The following is a 24,740-nucleotide window of genomic DNA, read 5'->3' on the forward strand; positions in this document are numbered from 1 at the left end:
GCTTTATATTAAATATCAGCTATTTGCTTTGCATATCATTTAACTGCGTTGCGTACCGCTTGCTTTTGCTTTACTGTTCCCCTTGGTGGTCTTGCTCGTCCCTTGCGCCTTGCCGCTACCCCGTCCTTTCGGAGCAGCCGTCTCCAGGCGCTGCCTGAGTTCTACAATCTGATCGCGTAGCTGGGCGGCCCGTTCAAACTCTAAAGCCTTTGAAGCAGCTTTCATTTCTTTTTCCAGACTAGCCGCCAAATCCTGCATTTCCCGCAAGCTCAATGACGTCATGCGCGGTGCTTTATATTCAGCCGGTTCTTCGGCCACCTTGGTTGTCTCAATCAAATCTCGTACCTGCTTTTGAATCGTCTGTGGCGTAATACCATACTTTTCGTTATGAGCCATCTGAATTTCCCGACGGCGATTCGTTTCATTGATGGCCCTTTGCATGGAGCCAGTCACTCGATCAGCATACATAATAACCATGCCTTCGGCATTTCGCGCCGCCCGGCCAATGGTTTGAATCAGCGATGTTTCTGAACGCAAAAACCCTTCTTTGTCGGCGTCAAGAATCGCTACTAGCGACACTTCCGGCAAATCCAGACCTTCCCTGAGCAAATTGATGCCAATTAATACATCAAACACCCCAGCACGAAGATCACGAATAATTTCACCACGTTCAATCGTGGCAATATCAGAATGAAGATAACGAACCTTAACGCCGGTTTCCTTCAGGAAATCCGTCAAGTCCTCAGCCATTTTTTTCGTCAGCGTCGTCACAAGAACGCGCTCATTTTTAGCAGTGCGCTGCTTAATTTCACCAAGTAAATCATCCATCTGTCCAGGAATTGGACGTACTTCAATCATAGGATCGACTAGACCAGTAGGACGAATAATCTGCTGTACAATCTGACTGCATTCCTTAATCTCATAATCAGCCGGAGTGGCTGATACATAAACAATCTGATTGATTCGCTCAACAAATTCATCAAATTTTAACGGCCTGTTGTCATAAGCCGAAGGCAGACGAAAGCCGTTCTGCACAAGCGAATCCTTGCGCGAACGGTCGCCAGCATACATGGCCCGGACCTGCGGCAAAGTGACATGGGATTCATCAATCACCATAAGGAAATCTTCCGGGAAATAATCGAGCAGCGTATAGGGAGAATCGCCGCTCTGCCGCGCCGTCAGATGACGCGAATAATTTTCAATACCGGAACAATAGCCCATTTCCAACATCATTTCAATATCGTAATTCGTTCGCTGCTCTAGCCGCTGCGCCTCTAACAACTTACCATCAGCGCGCATCTTAGCCAATTGCTCCTGCAGCTCAGCCTGAATATCGTCTACAGCCCGCAGCAAATTTTCCCGCGAAGTGACATAGTGAGATGCCGGATAAATGGCAATATGTTTACGTCGCGCGAGAATTTCGCCAGTCATCGTATCAATCTCGACAATCCGTTCCACTTCATCACCGAAAAGCTCCACTCTTATAGCTCGCTCCGCATAGCCAGCCGGAAAGATCTCAATGACATCACCACGAACGCGAAACTTACCGCGCACAAAATTAATATCATTGCGCTCATACTGAATTTCGATCAGCTTCCGCAAAATTTCATCACGGTCTTTAATCTGGCCTTCGCGCAACGATAATACAAGCCCTTGATATTCATCAGGCGAACCCAAACCGTAAATGCAAGATACACTTGCCACAATGATAACATCGCGCCGCTCAAAGAGCGAGCTAGTCGCTGAATGTCGTAGTTTATCAATTTCATCATTAATCGAAGAATCCTTAGCAATATAAGTATCAGTCTGAGCAATATAGGCTTCCGGCTGATAATAATCATAATAACTTACAAAATAACCAACTGCGTTATTCGGGAAAAACTGTTTAAACTCACTGGCCAGCTGAGCGGCCAGTGTTTTATTATGAGCAATGACCAAAGTTGGCTTTTGCACCTGTTCAATCACCTTGGCAATCGTAAAGGTCTTGCCTGTTCCGGTAGCGCCAAGTAGAACCTGACTAAACTGATTCTGCCTGATTCCTTGGGCCAAGCGCTCAATCGCTTCAGGCTGATCGCCTTTCGGCTCATAGGGCGCCTCCACTTGAAAAGGAATGCCGCCTTCGTGATAGACCGTATTCAGCTTAGGAACCGTCGCCATCGTGCACCCTTCTTTCCTCTAACAATCGACAAACGCCGTCGCCAGATAATCATTATTATATCACAATAATTATAAGCATATATATAAACTGCTACGAAAAAATACTACCACAATTGCGACTCAAAAAGCAAACATAAGTTCGTATTTTTTATCACCGAACAGACCGAAGAGAAGTAGTCTTTCCCCGCGTCCCCCCTACCGACGAATCGCTGCATTCATGTTTACCGCCGAGCAGACCTAAAGTAGGTGGCGATTACATAAGCGAAAGTTTGATCCACTTCAATCACTATTGTCACCCAGACGGCCGGAGACGAATGACCTTTGTATAAGCGGAAGTCAGTGCTAACTGTGAAGCATTACAATCGCCATTGCCACCTAGCAGGCCGGAGACGAATGACCTTTGCCTCTCTCTTCTCCCCTTACCAGCGAATCGCTGCATTCATGTTTGCCGCCGAGCAGACCTGAAGTGAGTAGCAATAATGTGCTCTAATCACTATTGCCACTCAGCAGGCCGGAGAGGAATGACCTTTGCATAAGCGGAAGTCAAGTGCTAACGGTGGAGCGTTGCAATCGCCATTCCTCTCCGGCCGTCTCTTAGGCGAAAAGGCAAAAAAAGGAAGCAGTCGATTCGCCCCACCTTCCTAGGCTCACCTTCTGCTTCCCTTTTTATAACTTTATTGTTTCAGCTTACCACTGACCACTTCAATTGCCTTTTGCAGTTGTACATCCGAAGCCTGGTCCTTCGGCGGCGGCGCATCAAGTACAATATCAGGCTCAATCCCAATGCCGTTAATCGATCGATCATTCGGCGTAAGATATTTTGCGATTGTCAATTTAATTGCCGTCGAACCGTCGAGTCGTACGAGAGTCTGTACCGACCCTTTACCATAGGTCTTCGTACCAATCAGCGTTCCTGCCCGCGTATCTTGAATCGCTCCTGCTACAATTTCCGAGGCACTGGCGCTGCCGCCGTTTACTAGTACCGCCACAGGATATTTGACTGCAGACAAATTCGATGTATGGGTTTCCCGTTTGCCGTCACGCGTCACTACTGATACGACCGGCCCTTGCGGTACAAAACGATTTGCCACTTTCACACACTCTTCCAGTAAGCCGCCGGGATCATCGCGAAGGTCAAGAATCACAGCCTTCATTCCTTGATTTTCTAGCTCCTGATACTGCTTATTAAAATCGCTGCCTGTATTTTCATTAAACATGGAAATACGGATGTAGCCGATCTGATTGGGCAGCATCTTGCTGCTGACTGTTTTAATCTGGATATTAGAGCGAACAAGCGAATAATCTTTCGGTTCTTCGTTACCGCGCTTAATCGACAATACAACAGTGGTCCCTTCTGGACCGCGAATTTTGCTTACGGCGCCGTCAAGGGGCATATCTTTCGTAGGCTGTCCATCAATCCCAACAATCTGATCACCGCTTTTAATGCCTGACTGTTCACCAGGCGTTCCTTCGATTGGCGATATAACGAGAAGCTTTTTATCTTTTACACCAACTACAATTCCTACACCGCCAAAAGAGCCTTCTGTCTCAATCATAAACTCTTTGAACATCTTCGCGTCCATATAGAGGGAGTGAGGATCGCCGAGCGACTCAACCATGCCTTTAATCGCTCCAGCCATCAGCTTATCAAGTGGTACATCTTCTACGTATTTCGATTCTACAACCTGCACCGCTCGAAAAAACTGCAGAGATGACAATACATCACCTGTATGAACTTTCAACACGTAAAGAAACCCAGCTGTCGTTACAACAAAAGTACAAAACACGAGTAAAATTGCGCTGGCAATCAGTTTGCGCCGACTCATAACCCCATCACCTAACTCTCTTCACCTGCAGCGCCACGAGCGCCGTCCCGTCTTAACTATATGCAAAATCAGCACAAACTATGCTCCTACCACTTACGGCAGATACCCCATCGGGTTCACAGGCGTACCGTTTTCCCTCACTTCAAAGTGAACATGGGGACCTGTAGCATAACCGGTTGCGCCAGCTAAAGCAACAGCCTGGCCCTTGCCAATCTGCTGGCCTTCGCTGACAAGCAGCTGACTATTATGACCATATAGTGTCGTAATACCATTGCCATGATCAATCATAACTGCTTTGCCATAGCCGCCCATCCAATCAGCATAGATGACTACGCCAGAATCAGCCGCCACGACGGTATCGCCATAATCAGCGCCAATATCAATTCCGGTATGAAACCGAGGATCGCCGAACACAGGATGATTTCGTCCGCCAAAGGGCGAGGTAATTGGACCGGAAATCGGCCACATCATGGCGCCGCTACCGCTGCCATGGCCAATATTATAGCCGCCGCCGCGAATCATCCGTTCAATCCGTTGCGATGTTTCCATGAGTTCCTGATAAGCACGATTCGCTGCATCACGCTCATTGATCGCGCTATTCATGAGCGACTGCAGACCATTCTTCTTTTCTTCCATGATTTGCTTCTTCTGGGCTGCCACATTTTTCAGTTGCTGAATCTGGGCCTGATTTTGTTCTAGCTCATTCTTCTTTGTTAGAATCAGCTCACGTTCTGCCTTTACTTCCATCACGAGGTCAATATCCTGTTTGACCACACGTTGCAGTAAGTCGAGTCGTGTCGTAAAATCAGTAAAGTCTGTTGCACCAAGCAACACGTCAAGATAACTGATCTGACCGTTTTTATAAACATCGCGCATGCGCTTATTCAGTACAATCGTTCTGGCTGCTAGCGTTTTTTCCGCCTTAGCCAATACTTCTTTATTTGTCTCAAGCTGTCCTTGCGTTTCTTTTAGCTGCGAATCGACGCTCTTATACTCATTGAGAGCCGTCTCATAAGACACCTGTGCTGACTGCAGCATCGGGTTAATCGAATCTACCTTTTTCTGCGCTTCTGAAATCTTATTTTGCTGTGTATTCATTTGCTGCTGTACGCTTTGCAGATCACTTTCATTATCGGCAAAAGCAGTAACCGTGCCAAAAACTAACAGTACCAGAGCTGCTATTACAGCAGTTCCTTTACGAAACCGATTCATCCAATCCCTCCAAAACCCGCTGATGCATAATCGCTTGTCCCTGGTCTTATACTCGTAAAAATTTCTTCAAGGAAATCGTACTGCCCACTGCGCCAATAACCGTACCAACGATGAGCAGAAAAATACTGATTTCCGTTACAAAAGGATATCGTGGAATTAAGGGGAAAAAGGCCATTGTCTGATAGACCTTTTCAGTAAGAAACCCGTAAGACTGTCCTAATAGCAGAACAGCAATCAGAGCGCCGCCGAAGCCAAGAATCATACCTTCTAAAATAAAGGGCCAGCGGATAAACCAGTCTGTCGCTCCGACATACTTCATAATGCCAATTTCCTTACGCCGTGCAAACACGGTAATACGAATCGTATTGGCAATAATAAATAAGGCGGCAAAACCAAGAAAGACGATTAAAATAAGCCCGACAATCCGAATCATCTTGGTAAGCTGGAAGAGATGTTCAATCACCTCTTGCCCGAAGCGAGCATTTTCTACGCCCTGAATTTCGCCAGCCGCCTGAGCTACAGTTTTCACCTGCTCTGGCCTGTCTACCTTGACTTCAAAAGCATTTGGCAGCGGATTGCTATCGCCAAGAGCGGTTAAGAGTCCTTGCTGCTCACCAAGGCGCTGCTTGAATTTCACAAGCGCATCTTCCTTGCTGACAAATAAAACTTCCGTTACGCCAGACACCTTCGTAAGTTTTGTACCGACTTCCCGCATATCTTTATCACTAAGATTGTCTTTTAAGTAAACGGAAATTTCCACCTGCGACTCTAAAATTGATGCCATGTGATTTAAGTTAAGCACCATCATTAAAAAAATCCCCAGAATCAGCAGGGACAAAGCCACCGTACTAATGGAGGCAATACTCATTAGGCCGTTATGGCGCAGGGATTTGAAAGATTCGGCAACAAAATATTCCGCCGTTCTAATCTTCATAGCCATATACCCCTTTCAATTCATCACGGACAATACGGCCCTGCTCCATAGCGATGACTCGCCGCTTTAAAGCGTCAACGACGTAGCGGTCATGCGTCGCCATAATAATCGTCGTGCCTTCCCGATTGATTTTTTCAAAGATCTGCATAATTTCCCAAGATGTTTCCGGATCAAGATTTCCTGTCGGTTCGTCGGCAATAATCACCGCAGGCTTATTCACCAAAGCTCGGGCAATCGCTACACGCTGCTGCTCGCCCCCTGATAATTCCGACGGATAATGTCTAGCGCGATGCCTCAGTCCCACACGGTCAAGCACAAAATGAACGCGCTTTTGAATTTCCCGGTGCGGCGCCTCAATAACCAGCATGGCAAAAGCCACATTTTCATAGACTGTTTTATTAGGAAGTAAGCGAAAATCCTGAAAAACAGTGCCAAGACTTCGCCGTAAATAGGGAACATCCTTTACTGCCATTTTCGTTACATCATATCCATTGACAAAAATCTGACCGGAACTTGGCAGCTCTTCGCGAAACAATAACTTTACAAAAGTTGATTTACCAGCGCCACTCGGGCCAACAAGAAAAACAAAATCGCCTGCTGCAATCTTCACTGTAATGTCAGACAAGGCGACAGAGCCGTTGCTATAGACTTTCGATACCCCTGTCATGCTAATCAAACCAAAAGCACTCCTTTAACTTCAGAACAAAATCAGAACAATAATGAAACTGTACTTAAATTGAACCATATGTAAGGACCTGTATTCGACAGGAGTCATAAAAAACCTTCTTCTTTCAAAAAAATCGCCTAGTAAAATCCTTATTTTAACAAGCCCCATACATACCAAGTCAAAAATCCCAGCAAAAATAACAAACCAAAATACCAGCATCCTACGGTCATGCGCTGATAAAAGGCGATTCGATAATAAGCGCCTTCACTGTTTTGCCGCCAGAGCTGCCGTAAGGAGCCGACAAAAACAAGCAAAACCAGCAAGTTTGCTGTAAAAAAACAAAAACAGCCGAGAACCAGACTACCAATCCACCACAGCCGCGGCGTAATCGCTTCGGCAATTTTGCCGCCATCCAGGGGAGCACAGGGAATAAGATTCAACAAATTGAGTAGACAGGCTGTATAGGAAAGCACCAGCCAGAAGAGACTGTCAGACCAAAAATAGGCTGTCAGAAATAGCAAGGCGGAAAGCGTTCCGGCTGCCGGACCACCTATGGCAATATTGGCTGCCATTTTCGCATTACTCGGGCCTTGCTTCAGTTGAATCACAGCGCCCACAAAGGGCACGAACCATAATCCCCCTGTTTCAATACCCACGGCAGCCGAAGCTAGAAGATGGCCCAGTTCGTGAATCAAAAGGAGCACAATAAAGCCAACCGCAAAATGCCAGCCGAACGCAGCGGCGTAAAGCCCCAGAGAGAGCGCGATCGAGGCGGCTGTCGTCAGAATCGGCCCTAGCGATGCCATAGCGCCAATCCCCATAAGTGCAATGGCTAACCGCTGGGCCAGGCGTCCTCCCAAACGGACTACCCGAGTCATCATGGCTACGCCTCCCTTGTATCGCTAAAATCAAAAAGGGCTCATTCCACTTTATGCGGAATGAGTCCTTCTTATGCTTTTATTTCCGGGCAATAACCTTGAGAGCCGCCGCAACAATGTCGGCTGCTGTTAAATGATATTTCTGCAACAAGTCGCCGGCCGTACCGGATTCGCCAAAAGTATCTTGAACACCAACGCGCTGCATCGGTACAGGCGCCGCTTCCACTAAGACTTCCGCCACAGCGCTGCCCAGTCCGCCATAAATACTGTGTTCTTCACAAGTTACAATTGCGCCCGTAGCCTGAGCTGCCGCAATGACCGCCGTCTGATCGAGCGGCTTAATCGTATGGATATTGAGAACTCTAGCCGTATAGCCTTGTTCGTTAAGCAGCTTAGCCGCTTCCTGCGCGGCGGCTACGAGCATCCCTGTGGCGATCAGCGTCACATCTTTGCCGTCAGCAAGCTGCACCGCCTTGCCTGGTTCAAAGACATAGTCTTCGCCAAAGATATCAGGCGTTCCCATCCGGCCGAGACGCAAATAAACGGGACCTTCATAGGCTGCGGCATAAGCTACAGCAGCTCGGGTTTCTGCTGCATCGCAAGGAACAATTACTGTCATATTCGGAATCGTCCGCATCAACGAAATATCTTCAATCGACTGATGGGATGCGCCGTCTTCGCCAACAGTGAGTCCAGCATGAGTGGCCGCAATTTTTACATTGAGCTTCGGGTAACAGATCGAATTGCGAATCTGTTCGTAAGCCCGTCCCGCCGCAAACATAGCGAAAGTAGACACAAAGGGAACTTTTCCCGCCGCCGCCAAACCAGCCGCTGTTCCCATCATATTTTGTTCGGCAATGCCTACATTAAAAAACCGTTCTGGATAGACTTTTTTGAAATCTGCTGTTTTCGTTGATTTTGACAAATCAGCGTCAAGCACAATAATATCTTTATTTTGACCGCCCAGCTCTTTTAAAGCCTGGCCGTAAGCTTCTCGTGTGGCAACAAGTTTTCCCATGAGCTTTTCCCTCACTCCTCTTCAAATTGCGCCAAGAATTTTGCACACTCTTCGCTTGTCGGCGCTTTTCCATGCCAGTCTGCTTTATTTTCCATTTCACAGACGCCTTTTCCCTTAACCGTATGAGCTACAATCAGCGTTGGTTTGCCTTTATAGGCTTTAGCCGCTTCCAGTGCGTCATGAATGGCAGTAAGATCATGTCCATCAATTTCAAGCACATTCCAGTTAAAGGCCCGCCATTTTTCGGCAATCGGCAAAGGCGACATGACTTCTTCAATAGGTCCGTCGATTTGCAAACCGTTAAAGTCAACAAAGGCTGTAAGATTATCAAGCTGATAGTGACCGGCAAACATAGCTGCTTCCCAAATCTGTCCTTCTTCGAGTTCACCGTCGCCCATGAGCGCATAAACGCGATACTCTTTCTGGTCAATGCGACCAGCCAAAGCCATGCCATTAGCTGCGCTAAGCCCTTGTCCCAAAGAACCTGTCGACATGTCCACGCCAGGAATGTATTTCATTTCTGGATGGCCCTGCAAGCGACTGTTAACTTTTCTTAAACTCATAAGCTCCTCTACCGGAAAATAGCCTTTTTCCGCTAAAGCAGCATAGAGAACTGGCGCCGCGTGACCTTTACTTAAGACAAAGCGGTCACGATTGGGATCTTTGGGCTGCTTGGGATCTACCTGCAAATGTTTAAAATAAAGCATTGTTACAATATCAGCGGCCGACAAAGAACCGCCGGGATGACCCGATTTCGCCTCTGTTACCATGGCGATAATATGCTTGCGGATGGCTACAGCCTTAGCTTGTAATGCTGCCTGTTCCGCCTGAGTCAATGTTTCTGCCATATATAAGCCTCCTAAACCATCATGTATTATCTTTAATTGAGCCAAACCCCTCGCCCATCACATCATGGGCATCTGTCACAATCACAAACGCGGCTGGATCAATTTTATGCAAAATTTCCTTAATCGGGGAAACTTCGTTAATACTTACTACACACAGCACTACATCGCGCTCCTGACCGGTAAAAGCCCCGCGACCACTTAAATAAGTGACGCCGCGACCAAGCTCAGCCATAATGGCAGCGCCAATCTCACTGGAATGATCCGTCATAATCAAAAAAGCTCGGGCGGAGCTGCGCCCCTCCTGAATCAGGTCAATAAGCTGCGTAGCTACGACGAGCGTAATGAGTGCATAAAGCGCTAATTCAGCTTTAGCAAAAGCAAAACCTGCGAAAGCGATTACAAAAAAATCAATAGAAAGCAAAGCCTGCCCTACGCTAATGCCGATGATTCGGCTGAGAATGGCCGCGCCTAAATCAGTGCCTGCTGTTGTCCCATTAAATTTAAAGACAAGGGCCAGACCAATTCCGTCAATGACGCCGCCATACAAGCAGGCCAATAGAGAATCATGGGTGAGTACAGGAATGAAAGGTTCCAAGCCGTCAATAGCTAGTGATAACACAATCGCCCCATAGAGCGTATTGAGTCCATAGCGTTTCCCGAATAGCTTAATACCAAGCAGAAACAACGGCACATTCATGGCCAGACTGGTAAGTCCGACCGGCCAGTTGAAAAGATAGTGGAAAATCGTCGCCAGGCCTGTAATGCCGCCAGCGGCAATTTTATTGGGAATCAAAAACATATTTAGTGCAATAGCGCTCAAAATTGCGCCGATAGCAATCCCAACAGCATCACGCAGCCATCGTTTCACTGTGCCGCCCCCTCATGTCATTTGCGTTGAATCAGGGAAAATGCTTTCTCTACATTGGAAAAAGCCAAGTCGCGCAGTTCGCTGATTTTCTTGGACTGCACAAAGGCGTCTTGTTCAATCTGCGGCCACAAATCATCAATTTTTTTCTTTAGCGCTGCGGCCGTAACCGTCATCAGCGATCCGCCGTGATGCGCTGATAAGCTCGCCAAAAACCGATCAATTTTCGGATCATAGGAAATACCAATTAAGGGCACCTGCATAACCGCCGCAAAAATAAGCGCATGAAGACGGATCCCAACGAGTAAATCCATATTGCCTACGAGTGACAGCATCTCTGTCGTAGTAAACTCTTCTTTTAACAAAACAGCAGACTCTTTCATCTGTTTCACGACTTTTTCCGCTGTTTGGAAATCGTCAGGCCACTGCATAGGCAGAAAAACTACGCGAGCCTCATAGGCGGACGCTACATAATCAGCGATTTGGGCTAATACGGTTTTGTAATGAGGCCATTCCTTCCATTCGCGAATGCTAATTCCCACTACCGGTCGTACGCCAGTCACACCATAGCGACGCAAAATCGTCCGTCCAATCTGCTTATCGACAGGATGCATGGCAAGAACCGGATCCGCCGTAACATAAACTGGCGGCTTGTTAATTCCAAGCTCCACCAGTTCTTCCCGCGAGCCCTCATCACGTACCGTAATTAAGTCAACCTGATTGCCAATGCGACGCATAACGGCCCGAGCTAAAGGTTTCTGCACCGGACCGATCCCTTGCGCATAGAGCATAACAGGCTTACCAAGTTGTTTTGCCAAAAAGACAATACTTAAATAATAGTAGAGACTCCGATCACTCGTCACATCCTGCAAGAGACTGCCGCCGCCGCTAATTACCAGATCGCTACTAGCAATCGCTGCCATGATCTTAGGATAATTCAGGCGATACACGGCAGCTACGCCATGACGACGGCGCGTATCTTCAGGATTCCCGGAAATGACCGTAATCATAACATCGGGTTCTAAATCAGTAAATGCTTCGATCATCGCAGCTAGCATGGCTTCATCGCCAGCATTGGCGAAGCCATAATAACCGGAAATCACTATACTACTCATTCGATGTGGATCTCCTTCCGGCCCACTCACTTAACCACCGCAGCAGTTCCACGCCAAAGACAGCTATGATTCCAAACAAAGCTCCTAACACCACGCCGTCAATCCCGCGAATAAAGGACATCAAGACAGGCGTACGTACATGGGCAAAGGTTTCGACAAGCGATCCCAACGCAATGGTCGCAACAACTACGAGAGCGAAATGAAGCGCCCGCGGCCAACGGCGATAAAAAGCCAGCGCCGCCAGTAAAAAGGCAGGATGACCAATCATAAATTCTTTTTCCCGCGGCCGAGCGTACATGGCATTTTCCAAAAAGGCTCTAAGTTTCAGCTCAATCGCCGGTACAGGCACACCAGCCGTATGACCGGAACGACCAACATAAACCCAGACAGCAATAGCAAAGACGCCCAAAGCCAGCATCATTTTCATATCAATTGTCATACTGAGTAAGCGCTTCAATTGAGGGCCAATCTGTTTTACTTTCTCCTGATCAAACAGATTAAACCTGGTTAAATAAATTACAAAAATTAAGAGAAGCGGCATCACAAAAGTTGCTTTTACACCGCGATAAATTTCCATTTCCAAGAAAAAGCGTACATCACCAAGTAAAGCTGCTACATATAAGCCGCCTACCATAGCAATCGAGAAAGCAATGGTCAAATTGAAGAGGCCTCGTCCTAAAATGGCTGGCAGCGTAAGATCTTTCGGTCCTTCGGCCCGCCATTTATCAAGCTGATAGGTCATAGCCAGCACCGGTAACGTAATGGCGCTGAGCGTTGCCGCCGTCTGGCGCACAAGCGTACCGCCGCCTTTTAAGAGTGGCAAAAGCATTAAGACTGTCGGCAACAGCAATAGACCATATAAGTATTTTACCGGAACAGGTCGAATGGCTGAAACAAGCAGGCAAACAGCCGCCCAGACACCGAGAATCATAAGCGCTAACAGCGGTACAGGCGGATAGTAGACAGGAAACAGTCCCGCCTGGCCAATCTGATAGCCCTTATCCATTAAAGCCTGCGCCGTCTCGGTAACATAGCTTATGTTTGTCTCTAACAGCGTCATTCCCTGAGCGGGTTTATCATATTTTCGCATTAAGTTAACACGGATATTCCGTTCTTCATCGGTCAGTACCCACCGATGTACTGCTTCATCGAGTTTCAGCTTCGGTTGTTCATCTTTGGGGATCACATAGACGCGAGCTGACTTATAGTCATTCATCGCGGCCAGCGGCAGCAAGCCGTCTTGTTTTAAAAACTGCAGCTGCAAAGGATGCTCAATCATCTGTAACGTAAGATGGCGCGCCTTCATCTTGTCAGCAACCTGCGGCAACAGCCCCGGATAACCTGTTACTTCATCACCGACAAACATAATGCCTGACAGGTTTTTCGCACTGTCAAGACGGGCAAACACAGCATCGATGTCACTTTCATCCACTTTTGTATAATTCGTCGGTCGCGCTACTACGGCAAAACCAGCGTCATTGACAGCCTTCATTTCGTCTGTGGGCAAACCGAGATTCCATTTATACACTTTTTCATAGTCAGCTAAAACAGCTAGAACCGGATGGTCGCCGCCGCGAATCTCCGTAACTCGTTCCGGACTTAAGCGACGAATTAAATCTTCTTTTACCTCTGTAAAGGTCTGATCCTGATTGCCAACTACATAGGCAGCTTCCGGTTGAAGCCGTCCTGAGGCCACTAAATCCCGCCAAAAGGGATCCGTCAAAGAACCTTCCCGATACTGATGGAGAATAGACGTACCGGAAAAAGACGTAACTTTACCGCTCTTATTGAGTTTTTCCAGCGTCGTTTCATAAACAGCCATGGAAGTAATTCCCGCCTGTTTATATGCAGCCAGCAACTCTGGCAAGGAGATGCCCTCCATATGGGCCAGCTCTACAGCATCTTCATAATCTAGGACAAGTTCGACTGTCCGGTTATTTTGCTCTAATTGAAAACGCTGCCCTAAAACTGCCAAAGCTGCCATTAGGCCCACAAGCACCAGGGCAATAAACACTTTATTATATCGATTGGCCACAATCTCTCCACCTTTAATCTGCAGCTACGCAAAGCAGCTTTGCTTGCAAAATTCTAATCTTATTGTTTGCCGCTGGCAGGACTCTGATTCCCGGCATAGATGACAATTTGTCCGTCTTCATTTACGATGTTTTGAATCGTTGTACCAAACGGAAGCTTTTTCGTATCAGCCAAAGGAATTTCTGTCAAAATAGAACCGCCCAAATTCCCTACTGGCGAATGATTCAGTAAAAAACGCTCCGTCACAAACTTAATTTTCTGACCGTCGGCGGCAATCTTTCCTTCCAACGTAATGGACAAGGCCATCAAACCACCTAACGACAGTTGGGAGCTTACGGTAATCTTATCAGGCTTCACCGTAACAGTAGCATTTTTACTTCCCTTGACATTGGCGTCAAGAAACTGCGCCAGTTCTTTTTCGGTCACAACGGCTTTTAAATTTACAGTATCTACTGATTGAACGGTAAACCGCCGCTGCAGCAGTAAAGAATTCATATCAAGCTGTAATCCTTTCAGTTCCGCCTGCATGGAAGAAACCGTCAGTTTATCAAGCTTGGCATTCTTCGCATCAATCTTCACCGTGTCAAATTGGCCTGAGAGCATCAAAATCGCGGGATGCTTTTCAGTCTGCAACGTAACCTGCTCACTGCCTGTCAGCTCTTTCAAGCTTTCCGCCCCATAAGCAGCTGTCCAGGACGGGAGCAGCAATTCAGCCGCACCGCCGAAGATAACAAGCAAAAAAAACAGCAATAACAACAGCTTCTTGACCATAGGCTCACCTTCTTTTATTCTTTTGCAACTTGTTTCTTTAGGTAGGCCTCAATGAAAGCGTTAATTTCACCGTCCATAACGGACTGCACATTGCCTGTTTCGGCGCCAGTCCGATGGTCTTTGACTAAATTATAAGGATGGAACACATAGGAACGAATTTGGCTACCCCATTCAATAGCCTGATATTCGCCGCCTATTTCATTTTTCAATTCCTGCTGCTTTTGTTGCTCTAATTCAAAGAGACGCGCCCTGAGTAGCCGCATGCACTGTTCTCTATTTTGAATCTGCGACCGTTCGCTCTGGCACTGCACGACAACACCCGTAGGAATATGAGTCATACGGACAGCCGAATCGGTCTTATTGATATGCTGACCACCAGCGCCGCTGGCCCGGTACGTATCAACCCGCAAATCAACGGGATTAATGTCAATTTCCACAGAATCATCAATTTCCGGCATTACATCAAGGGCGGCAAAAGACGTATGGCGCCGTGCCGAAGCATCGAAAGGCGAAATTCGCACAAGACGATGAACGCCCTTCTCTGCTTTTAAGTAGCCATAGGCATTGACGCCTTGAATCATGAGCGTAGCACTCTTTACACCAGCCTCATCGCCAGCCAGAAAGTCCATGGTTTCAATGCGAAAACCATTTTTTTCCGCCCAACGGCCGTACATTCTAAGGAGCATGGAAGCCCAATCCTGTGCTTCCGTGCCGCCAGCGCCAGCATGAAGTGTAACAATGGCATTATTTTTGTCGTATTCGCCGCTCAACATAAGAGTGAGTTCAAGATGCTCCATTTGGGCGTTGATTTCTTGCAGGGACCGCTCCACATCGGCGTAGACGCTTTCGTCTTGTTCCTCTGTGCCAAGCTGCCACAAAATTTCCGTGTCAGCAAGCTGCTCCTGTAGTTTTGTATATTCGCCAACGGTATCTTTCAGAATTGTTACTTGCTGTGATACCTTCTGGGCACTGTCAGGATCATCCCAAAAACCAGGGGCCATCATTTCCTGCTCCAGTCGCTGAATCTCTAGCTCTTTCGCAGAGACGTCAAAGAGAAACCCTGATTTCTTCTAATTTTTTCCCTGCCCGTTCAATTTCAATCCTTAAATCTTCTAATAACAACAAACTCATCTCCCGCAACAATTTTTATATTTCTTACCTGAGCCGCAGGGACACACTTCATTGCGTCCTGTCTTATCATGATTCACAATCGGCGTCTTAGGCTGCGCTTGCGCTTCCGTATCTTCACCGTGAGAAGCATGCGCCTGTTGCAATCGATCTGACGCCTGCGGCTGCTCTGTTACGATGTTGACGCGATACATATATTTCACAATATCATCTTGAATATGCTCAATCATCTGCTGGAACATATCATAAGCTTCCAGTTTATATTCTACCAAAGGATTTTTCTGACCGTAAGCCCGCAGTCCAATGCCTTGACGCAGCATTTCCATGGCGTCAAGATGTTCCATCCACTTATCGTCAACAACTTTCAGCATAATGACGCGTTCCAGTTGGCGCATATTGTCTTCGCCAAACAGCTGTTCTCTGGCATCATAGGCTTCCGTAGCTGCTTTGAGCAGTTCTTCCTGCACTTCAATCCGGCTCATGTCAGCGAGCGCTTCTACGGTTAAACGGCCTTCCGCCGCAAAGGCTTCTTCGCTGAAATGAATTAGCCCAGCCAAATCCCATTCTTCTTCATACACTTTTTCATTGGCGTAAAGATCCATGCCTTGCTCAATGAGTTTCTCAATCATCAAGAAAATATTTTCCCGCAGATTGTCGCCCATGAGAATCTTGCGACGCTGGCTATAAATCACTTCACGTTGCTGATTCATGACATCATCATATTCTAGGACTTGCTTACGAATATCAAAGTTGCGTCCTTCGACTTTCTTCTGGGCCTGTTCAATGGAACGCGTAATGAGCGGATGCTCAATGGGCTCATCTTCCTCCATGCCGAGCTTCTCCATAATCCCGGCAATATTGTCAGAACCAAAGAGACGCATCAAATCATCTTCTAAGGACAAATAAAAGCGCGAAGAACCAGGGTCGCCTTGACGACCGGCACGACCGCGAAGCTGATTATCAATTCGGCGGCTTTCATGACGTTCTGTACCGACAATATGAAGACCGCCTACTTCCGGCACTCCTTCGCCAAGCACAATATCAGTACCACGACCCGCCATATTCGTCGCAATCGTCACAGCGCCCATCTGCCCGGCCTGAGCTACAATCTGGGCTTCTTGTTCATGAAACTTAGCATTGAGTACATTATGAGGGATTCCCTCTTTTTTCAGCATATCGCTTAATAACTCTGACTGCACAATGGAAGTCGTACCAACAAGCGTCGGTTGACCTTTCCGGTGCACTTCCACAATGTCAGCCACAACGGCTTTATATTTTGCTTTTTTGTTCTTATAAATTACATCAGGCATATCTTGACGCAGAATCGGCTTATTCGTCGGCATAACGATAACGTCTAAACTGTAGATTTTACGGAATTCCGCTTCCTCTGTTTTAGCCGTACCAGTCATACCGCCCAGTTTTTCATACATTCTAAAATAATTTTGGAAGGTAATCGCCGCCAGGGTTTGGCTTTCCCGTTCAATCTTCACGCCTTCTTTGGCTTCAATGGCTTGATGCAATCCATCGGAGTATCGGCGACCAAACATGAGACGGCCCGTAAATTCGTCGACAATGACGACTTCGCCGTCTTTTACTACATAATCTTTATCGCGTTTCATCAGGCCATGAGCCCGCAGCGCCTGATTAAAATGATGGGACAGTTCAATATTTTCCGCTTCATAAAGATTAGTTACGCCAAGGAGTTTTTCTGCTTTGGCAATACCGCTTTCCGTAGGCGCTACTGTATGAAGCTTTTCATCAATCGTATAATCTTCGGTAGCAACCAGCTTTGGCACAACTTTAGCCAAACGGGAATAAAGCTCTGTCGACTTTTCGCCAGGGCCGGAAATAATCAACGGTGTTCTCGCTTCATCAATTAAAATACTATCGACTTCGTCGACGATGGCGTAATGCAAAGGCCGCTGCACCATTTGCTCTGGCTGCACAACCATATTATCACGAAGATAATCAAAGCCAAATTCATTATTCGTACCATAAGTAATGTCAGCGCCATAGGCTAATTTACGCTCATCAAAATCAAGGCCGTGGACAATAAGCCCCACGGACAGACCTAAAAAGCGATAGAGTTTTCCCATCCACTCGCTGTCGCGGCGGGCCAGGTAATCATTAACAGTTACGACGTGAACGCCACGGCCTGTCAACGCATTAAGATATACAGGCAAAGTGGCAACCAAGGTTTTACCTTCCCCTGTACGCATTTCGGCAATATTACCTTCATGCAATGTAATGCCGCCTAAGATCTGTACGTCAAAATGACGCATGGCCAAAACACGGCGCGATGCTTCTCTTACTACAGCGAATGCCTCAGGCAAGAGGTCATCGACTGATTCACCCTCTTTAATCCGACGCTGAAATTCCACAGTCTTACCTGTCAACGTTGTATCGCTCATAGCCTGCATTTTAGGCTCTAGGGCATTGACAGCGTCAACATACTTTTGCATGCGCTTAATTTCGCGTTCATTGTCATCGCCGAGCAGCTTTTTTAAAAATTTTAACAAGAGTATCAACTCCCCACAATCGTGTCCTAATAAGATCTCTCTATATAAGTAAATAGAGGTATTTTCCTACTTCAGGCTATATCTTTGCCTATTATATGATTTTAACAGAGCCAATTTAAAAAGTCAAAAAGGCGTCACTCTTTATTATATAGCGAACGACTCAGAAAGTGTACTGAAAAAAAGAAAAACAGAAGCTGACAAGCAGCTTCTGTTTTTATCGTTTCGTCGCTTTAGAATTCTGGTTCGATTAAACCGTAATTGCCGTCTTTGCGGCGATAAATCACGTTGACTTCCTCGGAATCGGCATCGCGGAATACGTAAAAGTCGTGATGAATCAAATTCATCTGCAAAATGGCCTCTTCGGTCGTCATTGGTTTTACGGCAAACCGTTTCGTTCTGACAAGCTTAAATTCCTCGCTCTTTTCTTCCGGTACCGGCGCTGGAACTAACTCGCTCTTAAAGGAGCCTCCCCGCATTTTACGAGAAATTTTCGTTTTATATTTTTCAATTTGTTTTTCGATTTTATCAACGACAAGATCAATTGAAGTATACATATCATTCGTTGATTCTTCACCGCGGAGCAACATGCCGTTTACCGGAACAGTGACTTCCACAATGTGCTGGCCTTTTTCCACTTTGAGGATGGCGGAAATGTCGCCAATACCGTCGAAATATTTAGTGATCTTTCCGACGCGTTTTTCGACATATTCTCGCAGTGCAGGTGTAATTTCGATGTTTTTACCTCGAACATTCATTTTCATATGATACATCCCCTTTCCAGTCTCCTATTTTATATAATTCACCGTTTCTTTCAAAAATCCTCTTAGTATTGTAACAGAAAATTAACAAAAAAATAAACTTGTCTAACAGCAGGCTCTGCTCAGACAAGTTTTACAAAAAGACACTAATAATATGTCAACCAAATTTTTACAGAATTTTCGACAGGAAGGCGCGCGTTCTTTCTTCCTTAGCACCAGTGAAGAAGGCCTCTGGCGTTCCTTCTTCAATAATCCGGCCTTCATCCATAAAGACGACACGGTCTCCCACCTCACGGGCAAACCCCATTTCATGGGTTACTACAACCATGGTCATTCCTTCACGAGCCAAGGCTTTCATAACATCAAGTACCTCATTGATCATTTCCGGATCAAGCGCCGAAGTAGGTTCGTCAAACAGCATAATCTTGGGTCGCATAGCTAGAGCCCGCGCAATAGCCACACGCTGCTGCTGACCGCCAGAAAGCTGATCAGGATAGGCTTTCTCTTTATCAGCTAAACCAACCTTTGCCAAGAGTTCCCGCCCGATCTTTTCAGCCTCGCTTTTTGCCATCTTGCGTACCTGAATTGGCGCTAGTACGATATTTTCCAACACTGTCATATGAGGAAATAAATTAAAGCGTTGGAAAACCATCCCGACTTCTTCTCTTACCTTATTAATATTCGCCTCGCCAGAAAGCGCAATGTTGTCAACAACGATCGTCCCTTCTGTGGGCTCTTCCAAATAATTTAGACAGCGTAGTAGCGTACTTTTTCCCGATCCGCTCGGTCCAATGATCACGAGAACTTCTTTTTCTGCTACCGTAAGATCTATTCCTTTTAAAACATGCAAGTGTCCAAACTTTTTATGGATATTTTTAACGTCGATCATCGATTTTATACCTCCGCTCCAAATAAGCGATAAACCGGGAAATTGTCAGTGTCATCATTAAATAAATGAAAGCGACAGCTAGCCAGATTTCAAAAGATCCGTAGGTTCTAGCAATAATGAGCTGTCCCCGCCGAGTTAGTTCCTCAAAACCAATCACCGATACGAGCGATGAATCTTTGAGCATGGCAATGAACTCATTACCTAACGGCGGAATAATACGCTTAAAAGCCTGAGGCATGATAATAAATCGCATGGTCTGCGCCCAGGTCATGCCCAGAGACCGCCCTGCTTCCATCTGCCCTTTGTCAATCGATTGAATCCCACCGCGGAAAATTTCCGCCACATAGGCGCCGCTATTAATACTGCAGGCCGTAATCGCCGCAATAAACGGATCGATTCTCTGTCCGACAATAATCGGCAGCGCAAAATAAATGAGAAAAATCTGGACTAACAGCGGCGTGCCGCGAATAAAGTCAACATAAACAGCCGCCGGATAAGAAAAAAGTTTTTGTTTCGATAATCTGGCAATGCCGACAAACATACCGATTAAAAGACCAAAAGCTACACTGAGTGTCGTAATTTCAATAGTAACCCCAGCGCCCAGTAATAATAACGGGAACGAGTTGACGATAAGTTGAAAATCAAAGTTCATAAAAACTACTCCCCTTGCCTAAAAATAAGCCCATCCAAACGATACAATGAATAATCATACACCTTTTGATTATAGGCACACAAAAAGAGACTGTCAATGAAAAAGTGCTCTTTTAACAGACAAAAGGCAGCAAAGATCGCTCTCTGCCGCCTTTCGTGTTTCGTTACTTTCCCAAAAACTTATGGTTTTTTGCCGAACCATTTTACATAAATCTTTTCATATTCGCCGTTTTTCTTTAATTCTTCCAACGCTTTGTTGATATCAGTAATAAGCTGAGCATTCTTTTTGGAAGCAGCAAAGCCATAGTCTTCAGAACTTAAGGCATCGCCAACTTGTTTCGAACCCTTGCCCGTCTCTTGATTCATGTAATAATTGTTGACAGGCATATCATTAATAACCGCATCAACACCGCCGGCCTTAAGTTCTAAAAAGGCTTCTGGCGCCGTATTAAATTCACGGATTGTTGCATCTTTTACTTTTTTCGCTTCATCCGCACCAGTCGTACCAATCTGTACGGCAATTTTCTTGCCAGTTAAGTCCGAAAACCCTTTAATTGCATTGTTGTCACTCTTTACCACAATGGACAAGCCCGATTTATAGTAAGGTGCCGAGAAAGCCACCTTTTTAGCCCGTTCTTCCGTGATCGACATGGCCGAAACAGCCAAATCAATATTGCCTGCTTCCAGAGCCGGAATGAGTCCGTCAAAGTTCATGCTTTGAACCTGCACATCAGCATTCATTTGCTTACCAATGGCCTTGATTAAATCCATATCAAACCCGACATATTCTTTACTTTTATCATCTTGGAATTCAAAGGGAGCGTAAGCTGTATCAGAGCCTACCTTAATGACTTTTTTCTCGGCCGCTTTCGGTTGAGAGCCACAGCCAACTAACCCTAACGACAATACAAACACAAGTAACATACATAGAGAAAGCATCTTCTTTGTCACGATAAGTCCCTCCAGGCAAGCGAGATCATCTCGCTGTTTATTTTTAGTAATTATACACCTCCTATGAATAATTCAGCAAGACTTTTTTTTATTAAAATGTTACCTTTTTACTTTATTTATTAAATAAATTAGTCGTAAACTACTGCAATGTAGTACCTTCACGGGCCAACAATCTGAAAATCATCGCTAACAGCTGGTTTTGGCATTTGTATAATCATAACTTTGCGATCATGGTTTTGCATTGTCGCCGTTCCGTGCGCTGCTAAAATCGGCGGCGGCGATGCTAAAAAAGCGGCAAAAGCCACGATAAACACAATAAGAACAATCCCCTGTTTCACCTTATCGTCCTCCATTTCGTTCCAACCAAGCAATAACTTTGCGGCCAAAGAAGTATCCTTAAATAAAGCAGTTAGACGAAAGTGTTTACTCTCGTCTAACTGCTTATCACAAGCCCCGTAAGAATTTATCCAAAAGTATTTAGGACTGTTCTTTTCCTACGACCTTGCCGATAACACCGCCGCTAGCTGTTACAGAACCCCCATCCTGGCATCCCTTCACTGTTGAATTATAATCCCAGGCAACGACACCACCAGTCCGGCTTCCAACGCCCTGTCCGCCTCGTATTATACCGTTATTAGACGAGTAGGTCAGTAAGCTCCCAGCACCGTTCGCGCCAGAAATGCCACCAGCATTGCTAAAAAATCCGAGATCCACAATCGCACCGTTATTTTGGCTATCAGTAATAACAGCGTTAGACCAGTTAGTACCAGCAACCCCACCAGCGTAACTACAGTCAGCCCGATTGGTAATAGCACCACTATTGACGCTGTTAAAAATGGAAGCCTGACAATTGGCGCCAACAATACCGCCAGCGTAACTATAAAGGGAATCGGTTGTTACTGCGCCCGCATTACTACTCTCGTGAATCGCAGCGTAATTCGTGTTAAAACCGGCAATGCCACCTAGATGCCAGCCGCTGCCACTAATTTTGCCGGTATTCACAGCATTTGTCACCAATGTAGTGGGGCCATTACTTGCCGTGCTATTGCTTGCCGTACTATTACTTACCGTACCATAGAGCCAACCCACAATGCCGCCCACATTGCTACTACTGTTTATGCCATAATTTTGGCTTCTATCATAGGTAGTGATGCCGGAAACTGCCACCTCGCCAGAATTTGCTACATCTCTTACCGTTGAATTGAGATAGGCAAATCCAGCGATCCCGCCGATATTGCTATTCATGGTCCCAGTCACGGCAGCCGTGTTTCCAAGGAAGCTTAAAGAATCTCCAGCGCTTAGACCAACAACGCCGCCTACATTGCTGTAGGAAAGCGAGCTCGTAACAGCGCCGTAATTAGCGTCATTCTTAATAATGCTGCCCTCGCTATAGCCGACAAGTCCGCCCAAATTTCGCGTTCCACCAATATGCGTATCCATTCGTACATTCGTATCATAAAGAGGCGGCTCAGCCGGCGTACTTACGTCAGCATCATCAGCCACTTTACCAAGATTTGCACTATTTACAATGGTACTATTGACATTATGCCCGACAAGTCCGCCAATATCGGAATTGCTACCGCCTGATACATTGCCTTTATTAAAGCTGGAGTCAATTAGACCTTCGCCATAATTTACGCCCACAAGTCCGCCAATATAACGGCTTTGGCCGGTTACAAGACCTTTATTGGCACTTTGAAACAAAACACCCGCTTTATTGCCGCCAATCAGACCGCCGATATTGCTATTCGTACCGCCGCTAACATTACCATAATTTACACTATCTTCTACAATAGAACCTTCCCAGTTAGACCCTACTAAGCCGCCAACATAATCTTGATCATAAACGCCGCCTGTTACGGAACCAAAGTTTGCCCCATTTCTAATCATACTATTGTTATAGTTATAGGCTACAAGACCACCTGCATAGCTTTGGTCCCCTTGCGACGCAATCTGCCCATAGTTTACATCACCGGAAAGCACACTGCCGCCATAGTTCATTCCGACAATACCAGCCGCATGCCGCTGTATGCCAGCACCCGTCACAGACGCATAGTTGCTGCTATTTTGAACAACTGTATTGCCATCGGCTCGACCTGCAATGCCAGCCGCATAACCAAAACCTGTCGCATTACCCCTTACGGCGACATTCCCACAAACAGTCACATTATCAATCAAGCTGCTTGAAGCGACACCGACCAGACTGCCAAGGTAGTTTGTATCGGCACCGCCTGCAAGCGAAACAGAGTCAAGGGTTATATTACGAAGCGTAGCATTTTGGGCGCTACTGAATAATCCCACATTAGCCGCATCAGATGAAATTTTCAAATTACTGATTTTATAATTCTGACCATCGAATCGACCCGTAAAATTGCCAAGCGGTACAAACGCGCCGCTACCAAGATCGACATTTTGACTTAAAGCATAAATACCAGCCAGATTACTATTAACATTTTGCAAATTATCGGCATTATTCACCAGCATATAGGCTGAGAGAGTTCCTCCCGAACCTACTTTTACCTTACTGGTATAGGGATTGCCGCTTGTATCTGATTTCGTTGTTATATCGGAGTAGGATACAGGATTATAAAAAATCAGTACATTTTGGCCGGAAGCCTTGGCTCCAGAATCGATAGCCACTGTGCCGACACCACTACCATCGACACCGGCTTTTAAAATCAAATCGCCACTAGCCGAGAGAGACGAACCAGCTTTTAAATTTACGGAGTTACCAACTAAACGAATCACGCCGTCGGCAGCCGTCACGCCAGAAGCCTGGATTTTCCCTTCATTATTGACGACAGCCGCCCACAGTTCTACCGCACCATTGGCCGCTTGAATCGTCCCCTGATTCGTTATGGCCGCACTGCCACCATTAAGCGAGTAAGCGTCCTTCATAAAGTCAGCAACTTGAATGTCTTTGGTCGAAGCCGTTAAAGCTCCTACATTGACTTGCGCATCCTTACCAAATAAAACACCGCGCGTATTGATTAAAATCACTTTACCGTCAGCAGTAATCTGCCCCAAAATTGCTGATGGATTTGAACCAACCACACGATTCAAAGCAACAGCTTGACTGGATGGCTGATTAAACTGCACTCGCTCGCCAGTCCCAACCGAAAAGGCGTTCCAATTGACCGCTAGTTTATTGGAACTTTGATTGATCTTAACAAAAGATGTGCCTTGCCCTTTGATCGAACCGCTTCCTGCTACGACAGTTCCACCAGAAGGATTGGCGTAGCCCGTAGCCATGGCCGTTACAATTACACTTGCCACAAGCCACTGTACTACTTTCTTTTCACCCGTCTTAACATTTTTGTCCCACATACGCCGCCATGCTCTTTGCATCTACCTACCGCTCCCTTTTCTTTAGCCTCTTTAGTCAGTAAAGCTTGATCATTTTCCATCTTATACTATTATCAAAAGAGAAAAAAATATGCGTGTTCTGTAAAAAAAATCCTTGTATCTTACAAAGAATCTGACAATATAAGAATAAACCTTTTTACATTATTTGTAAAT

At 46.1% G+C, this 24,740-nt stretch carries 21 protein-coding genes; 1 reads left to right on the forward strand and 20 read right to left on the reverse strand.

Features of this window, described 5'->3' with window-relative positions; translation table 11 throughout:
- Nucleotides 1–39: 39 nt before the first annotated feature.
- A complete protein-coding gene (gene uvrB, locus AC0MXB_RS07170) occupies nt 40–2,157 on the reverse strand; it encodes an excinuclease ABC subunit UvrB (protein ID WP_474038967.1) in 2,118 nt (705 codons plus the stop codon).
- 479 nt (nt 2,158–2,636) lie between these two features.
- Here uvrB and AC0MXB_RS07175 point away from each other — a divergent pair, with 479 nt between their 5' ends.
- On the forward strand, nt 2,637–2,693 hold the full coding sequence (locus AC0MXB_RS07175; RefSeq protein WP_474039299.1) for a CxxxxCH/CxxCH domain-containing protein: 57 nt from the start codon (nt 2,637–2,639) through the stop codon (nt 2,691–2,693).
- Between the two features lie 138 nt (nt 2,694–2,831).
- On the opposite strand, the gene AC0MXB_RS07180 is transcribed toward AC0MXB_RS07175, so the two are convergent.
- The 19 genes from AC0MXB_RS07180 to AC0MXB_RS07270 form a co-directional block, all read right to left on the reverse strand.
- Nucleotides 2,832–3,983 carry a S41 family peptidase gene (locus AC0MXB_RS07180; protein WP_474038968.1) on the reverse strand — a complete coding sequence of 384 codons (1,152 nt, stop codon included), beginning with the start codon at nt 3,981–3,983 and terminating at the stop codon, nt 2,832–2,834.
- 93 nt (nt 3,984–4,076) lie between these two features.
- On the reverse strand, nt 4,077–5,195 hold the full coding sequence (locus tag AC0MXB_RS07185; RefSeq protein ID WP_474038969.1) for a murein hydrolase activator EnvC family protein: 1,119 nt from the start codon (nt 5,193–5,195) through the stop codon (nt 4,077–4,079).
- 46 nt (nt 5,196–5,241) lie between these two features.
- Nucleotides 5,242–6,129 carry a permease-like cell division protein FtsX gene (gene ftsX / locus AC0MXB_RS07190; protein WP_474038970.1) on the reverse strand — a complete coding sequence of 296 codons (888 nt, stop codon included), beginning with the start codon at nt 6,127–6,129 and terminating at the stop codon, nt 5,242–5,244.
- On the reverse strand, nt 6,119–6,805 hold the full coding sequence (gene ftsE / locus AC0MXB_RS07195; RefSeq protein ID WP_474038971.1) for a cell division ATP-binding protein FtsE: 687 nt from the start codon (nt 6,803–6,805) through the stop codon (nt 6,119–6,121). Before ftsE ends, ftsX begins: the two co-directional genes overlap by 11 nt.
- 140 nt (nt 6,806–6,945) lie before the next feature.
- Nucleotides 6,946–7,677, reverse strand: a complete 732-nt coding sequence (locus tag AC0MXB_RS07200) for a zinc metalloprotease (protein WP_474038972.1) — start codon at nt 7,675–7,677, stop codon at nt 6,946–6,948.
- 76 nt (nt 7,678–7,753) lie between these two features.
- A complete protein-coding gene (locus AC0MXB_RS07205) occupies nt 7,754–8,692 on the reverse strand; it encodes a transketolase family protein (protein WP_474038973.1) in 939 nt (312 codons plus the stop codon).
- Between the two features lie 11 nt (nt 8,693–8,703).
- Nucleotides 8,704–9,540: a transketolase gene (locus AC0MXB_RS07210; RefSeq protein WP_474038974.1), complete on the reverse strand. Its 837-nt coding sequence runs from the start codon at nt 9,538–9,540 to the stop codon at nt 8,704–8,706.
- Nucleotides 9,541–9,559: 19 nt separating this feature from the next.
- Nucleotides 9,560–10,408: a YitT family protein gene (locus tag AC0MXB_RS07215; RefSeq protein ID WP_474038975.1), complete on the reverse strand. Its 849-nt coding sequence runs from the start codon at nt 10,406–10,408 to the stop codon at nt 9,560–9,562.
- Nucleotides 10,409–10,425: 17 nt separating this feature from the next.
- Nucleotides 10,426–11,520, reverse strand: a complete 1,095-nt coding sequence (csaB, locus tag AC0MXB_RS07220; RefSeq protein ID WP_474038976.1) for a polysaccharide pyruvyl transferase CsaB — start codon at nt 11,518–11,520, stop codon at nt 10,426–10,428.
- Nucleotides 11,513–13,555, reverse strand: coding sequence for a DUF5693 family protein (locus AC0MXB_RS07225; RefSeq protein ID WP_474038977.1), 2,043 nt, complete (start codon nt 13,553–13,555; stop codon nt 11,513–11,515). The genes csaB and AC0MXB_RS07225 overlap by 8 nt, the downstream gene beginning before the upstream one ends.
- A 59-nt stretch (nt 13,556–13,614) precedes the next feature.
- Nucleotides 13,615–14,325: an LmeA family phospholipid-binding protein gene (locus AC0MXB_RS07230; RefSeq protein WP_474038978.1), complete on the reverse strand. Its 711-nt coding sequence runs from the start codon at nt 14,323–14,325 to the stop codon at nt 13,615–13,617.
- Nucleotides 14,326–14,339: 14 nt separating this feature from the next.
- Nucleotides 14,340–15,447 (reverse strand): peptide chain release factor 2 gene (gene prfB, locus AC0MXB_RS07235; protein ID WP_474038980.1). Its coding sequence is split into 2 segments (ribosomal slippage): nt 14,340–15,374 and nt 15,376–15,447, totalling 1,107 coding nucleotides; the frame shifts between segments, so codons are not numbered across the junction.
- Between the two features lie 5 nt (nt 15,448–15,452).
- Nucleotides 15,453–17,972, reverse strand: a complete 2,520-nt coding sequence (gene secA / locus AC0MXB_RS07240; protein ID WP_474038981.1) for a preprotein translocase subunit SecA — start codon at nt 17,970–17,972, stop codon at nt 15,453–15,455.
- Between the two features lie 230 nt (nt 17,973–18,202).
- The gene (gene hpf / locus AC0MXB_RS07245) at nt 18,203–18,733 is read right to left on the reverse strand and encodes a ribosome hibernation-promoting factor, HPF/YfiA family (RefSeq protein WP_474038982.1); all 531 of its coding nucleotides are present in this window, start codon (nt 18,731–18,733) and stop codon (nt 18,203–18,205) included.
- A gap of 166 nt (nt 18,734–18,899) precedes the next feature.
- Nucleotides 18,900–19,619 (reverse strand): amino acid ABC transporter ATP-binding protein, encoded by a 720-nt coding sequence (locus tag AC0MXB_RS07250; protein ID WP_474038983.1) that lies wholly within the window; start codon nt 19,617–19,619, stop codon nt 18,900–18,902.
- The gene (locus AC0MXB_RS07255; protein ID WP_474038984.1) at nt 19,606–20,271 is read right to left on the reverse strand and encodes an amino acid ABC transporter permease; all 666 of its coding nucleotides are present in this window, start codon (nt 20,269–20,271) and stop codon (nt 19,606–19,608) included. Before AC0MXB_RS07255 ends, AC0MXB_RS07250 begins: the two co-directional genes overlap by 14 nt.
- Before the next feature lie 179 nt (nt 20,272–20,450).
- The gene (locus AC0MXB_RS07260; RefSeq protein WP_474038985.1) at nt 20,451–21,221 is read right to left on the reverse strand and encodes a basic amino acid ABC transporter substrate-binding protein; all 771 of its coding nucleotides are present in this window, start codon (nt 21,219–21,221) and stop codon (nt 20,451–20,453) included.
- A 158-nt stretch (nt 21,222–21,379) separates the two neighbouring features.
- Nucleotides 21,380–21,607, reverse strand: coding sequence for a hypothetical protein (locus tag AC0MXB_RS07265; protein ID WP_474038986.1), 228 nt, complete (start codon nt 21,605–21,607; stop codon nt 21,380–21,382).
- A gap of 91 nt (nt 21,608–21,698) precedes the next feature.
- The gene (locus tag AC0MXB_RS07270) at nt 21,699–24,569 is read right to left on the reverse strand and encodes a beta strand repeat-containing protein (RefSeq protein ID WP_474038987.1); all 2,871 of its coding nucleotides are present in this window, start codon (nt 24,567–24,569) and stop codon (nt 21,699–21,701) included.
- Between the last annotated feature and the right edge of the window lie 171 nt (nt 24,570–24,740).

This window comes from Pelorhabdus sp. sgz311001 (assembly GCF_055901755.1).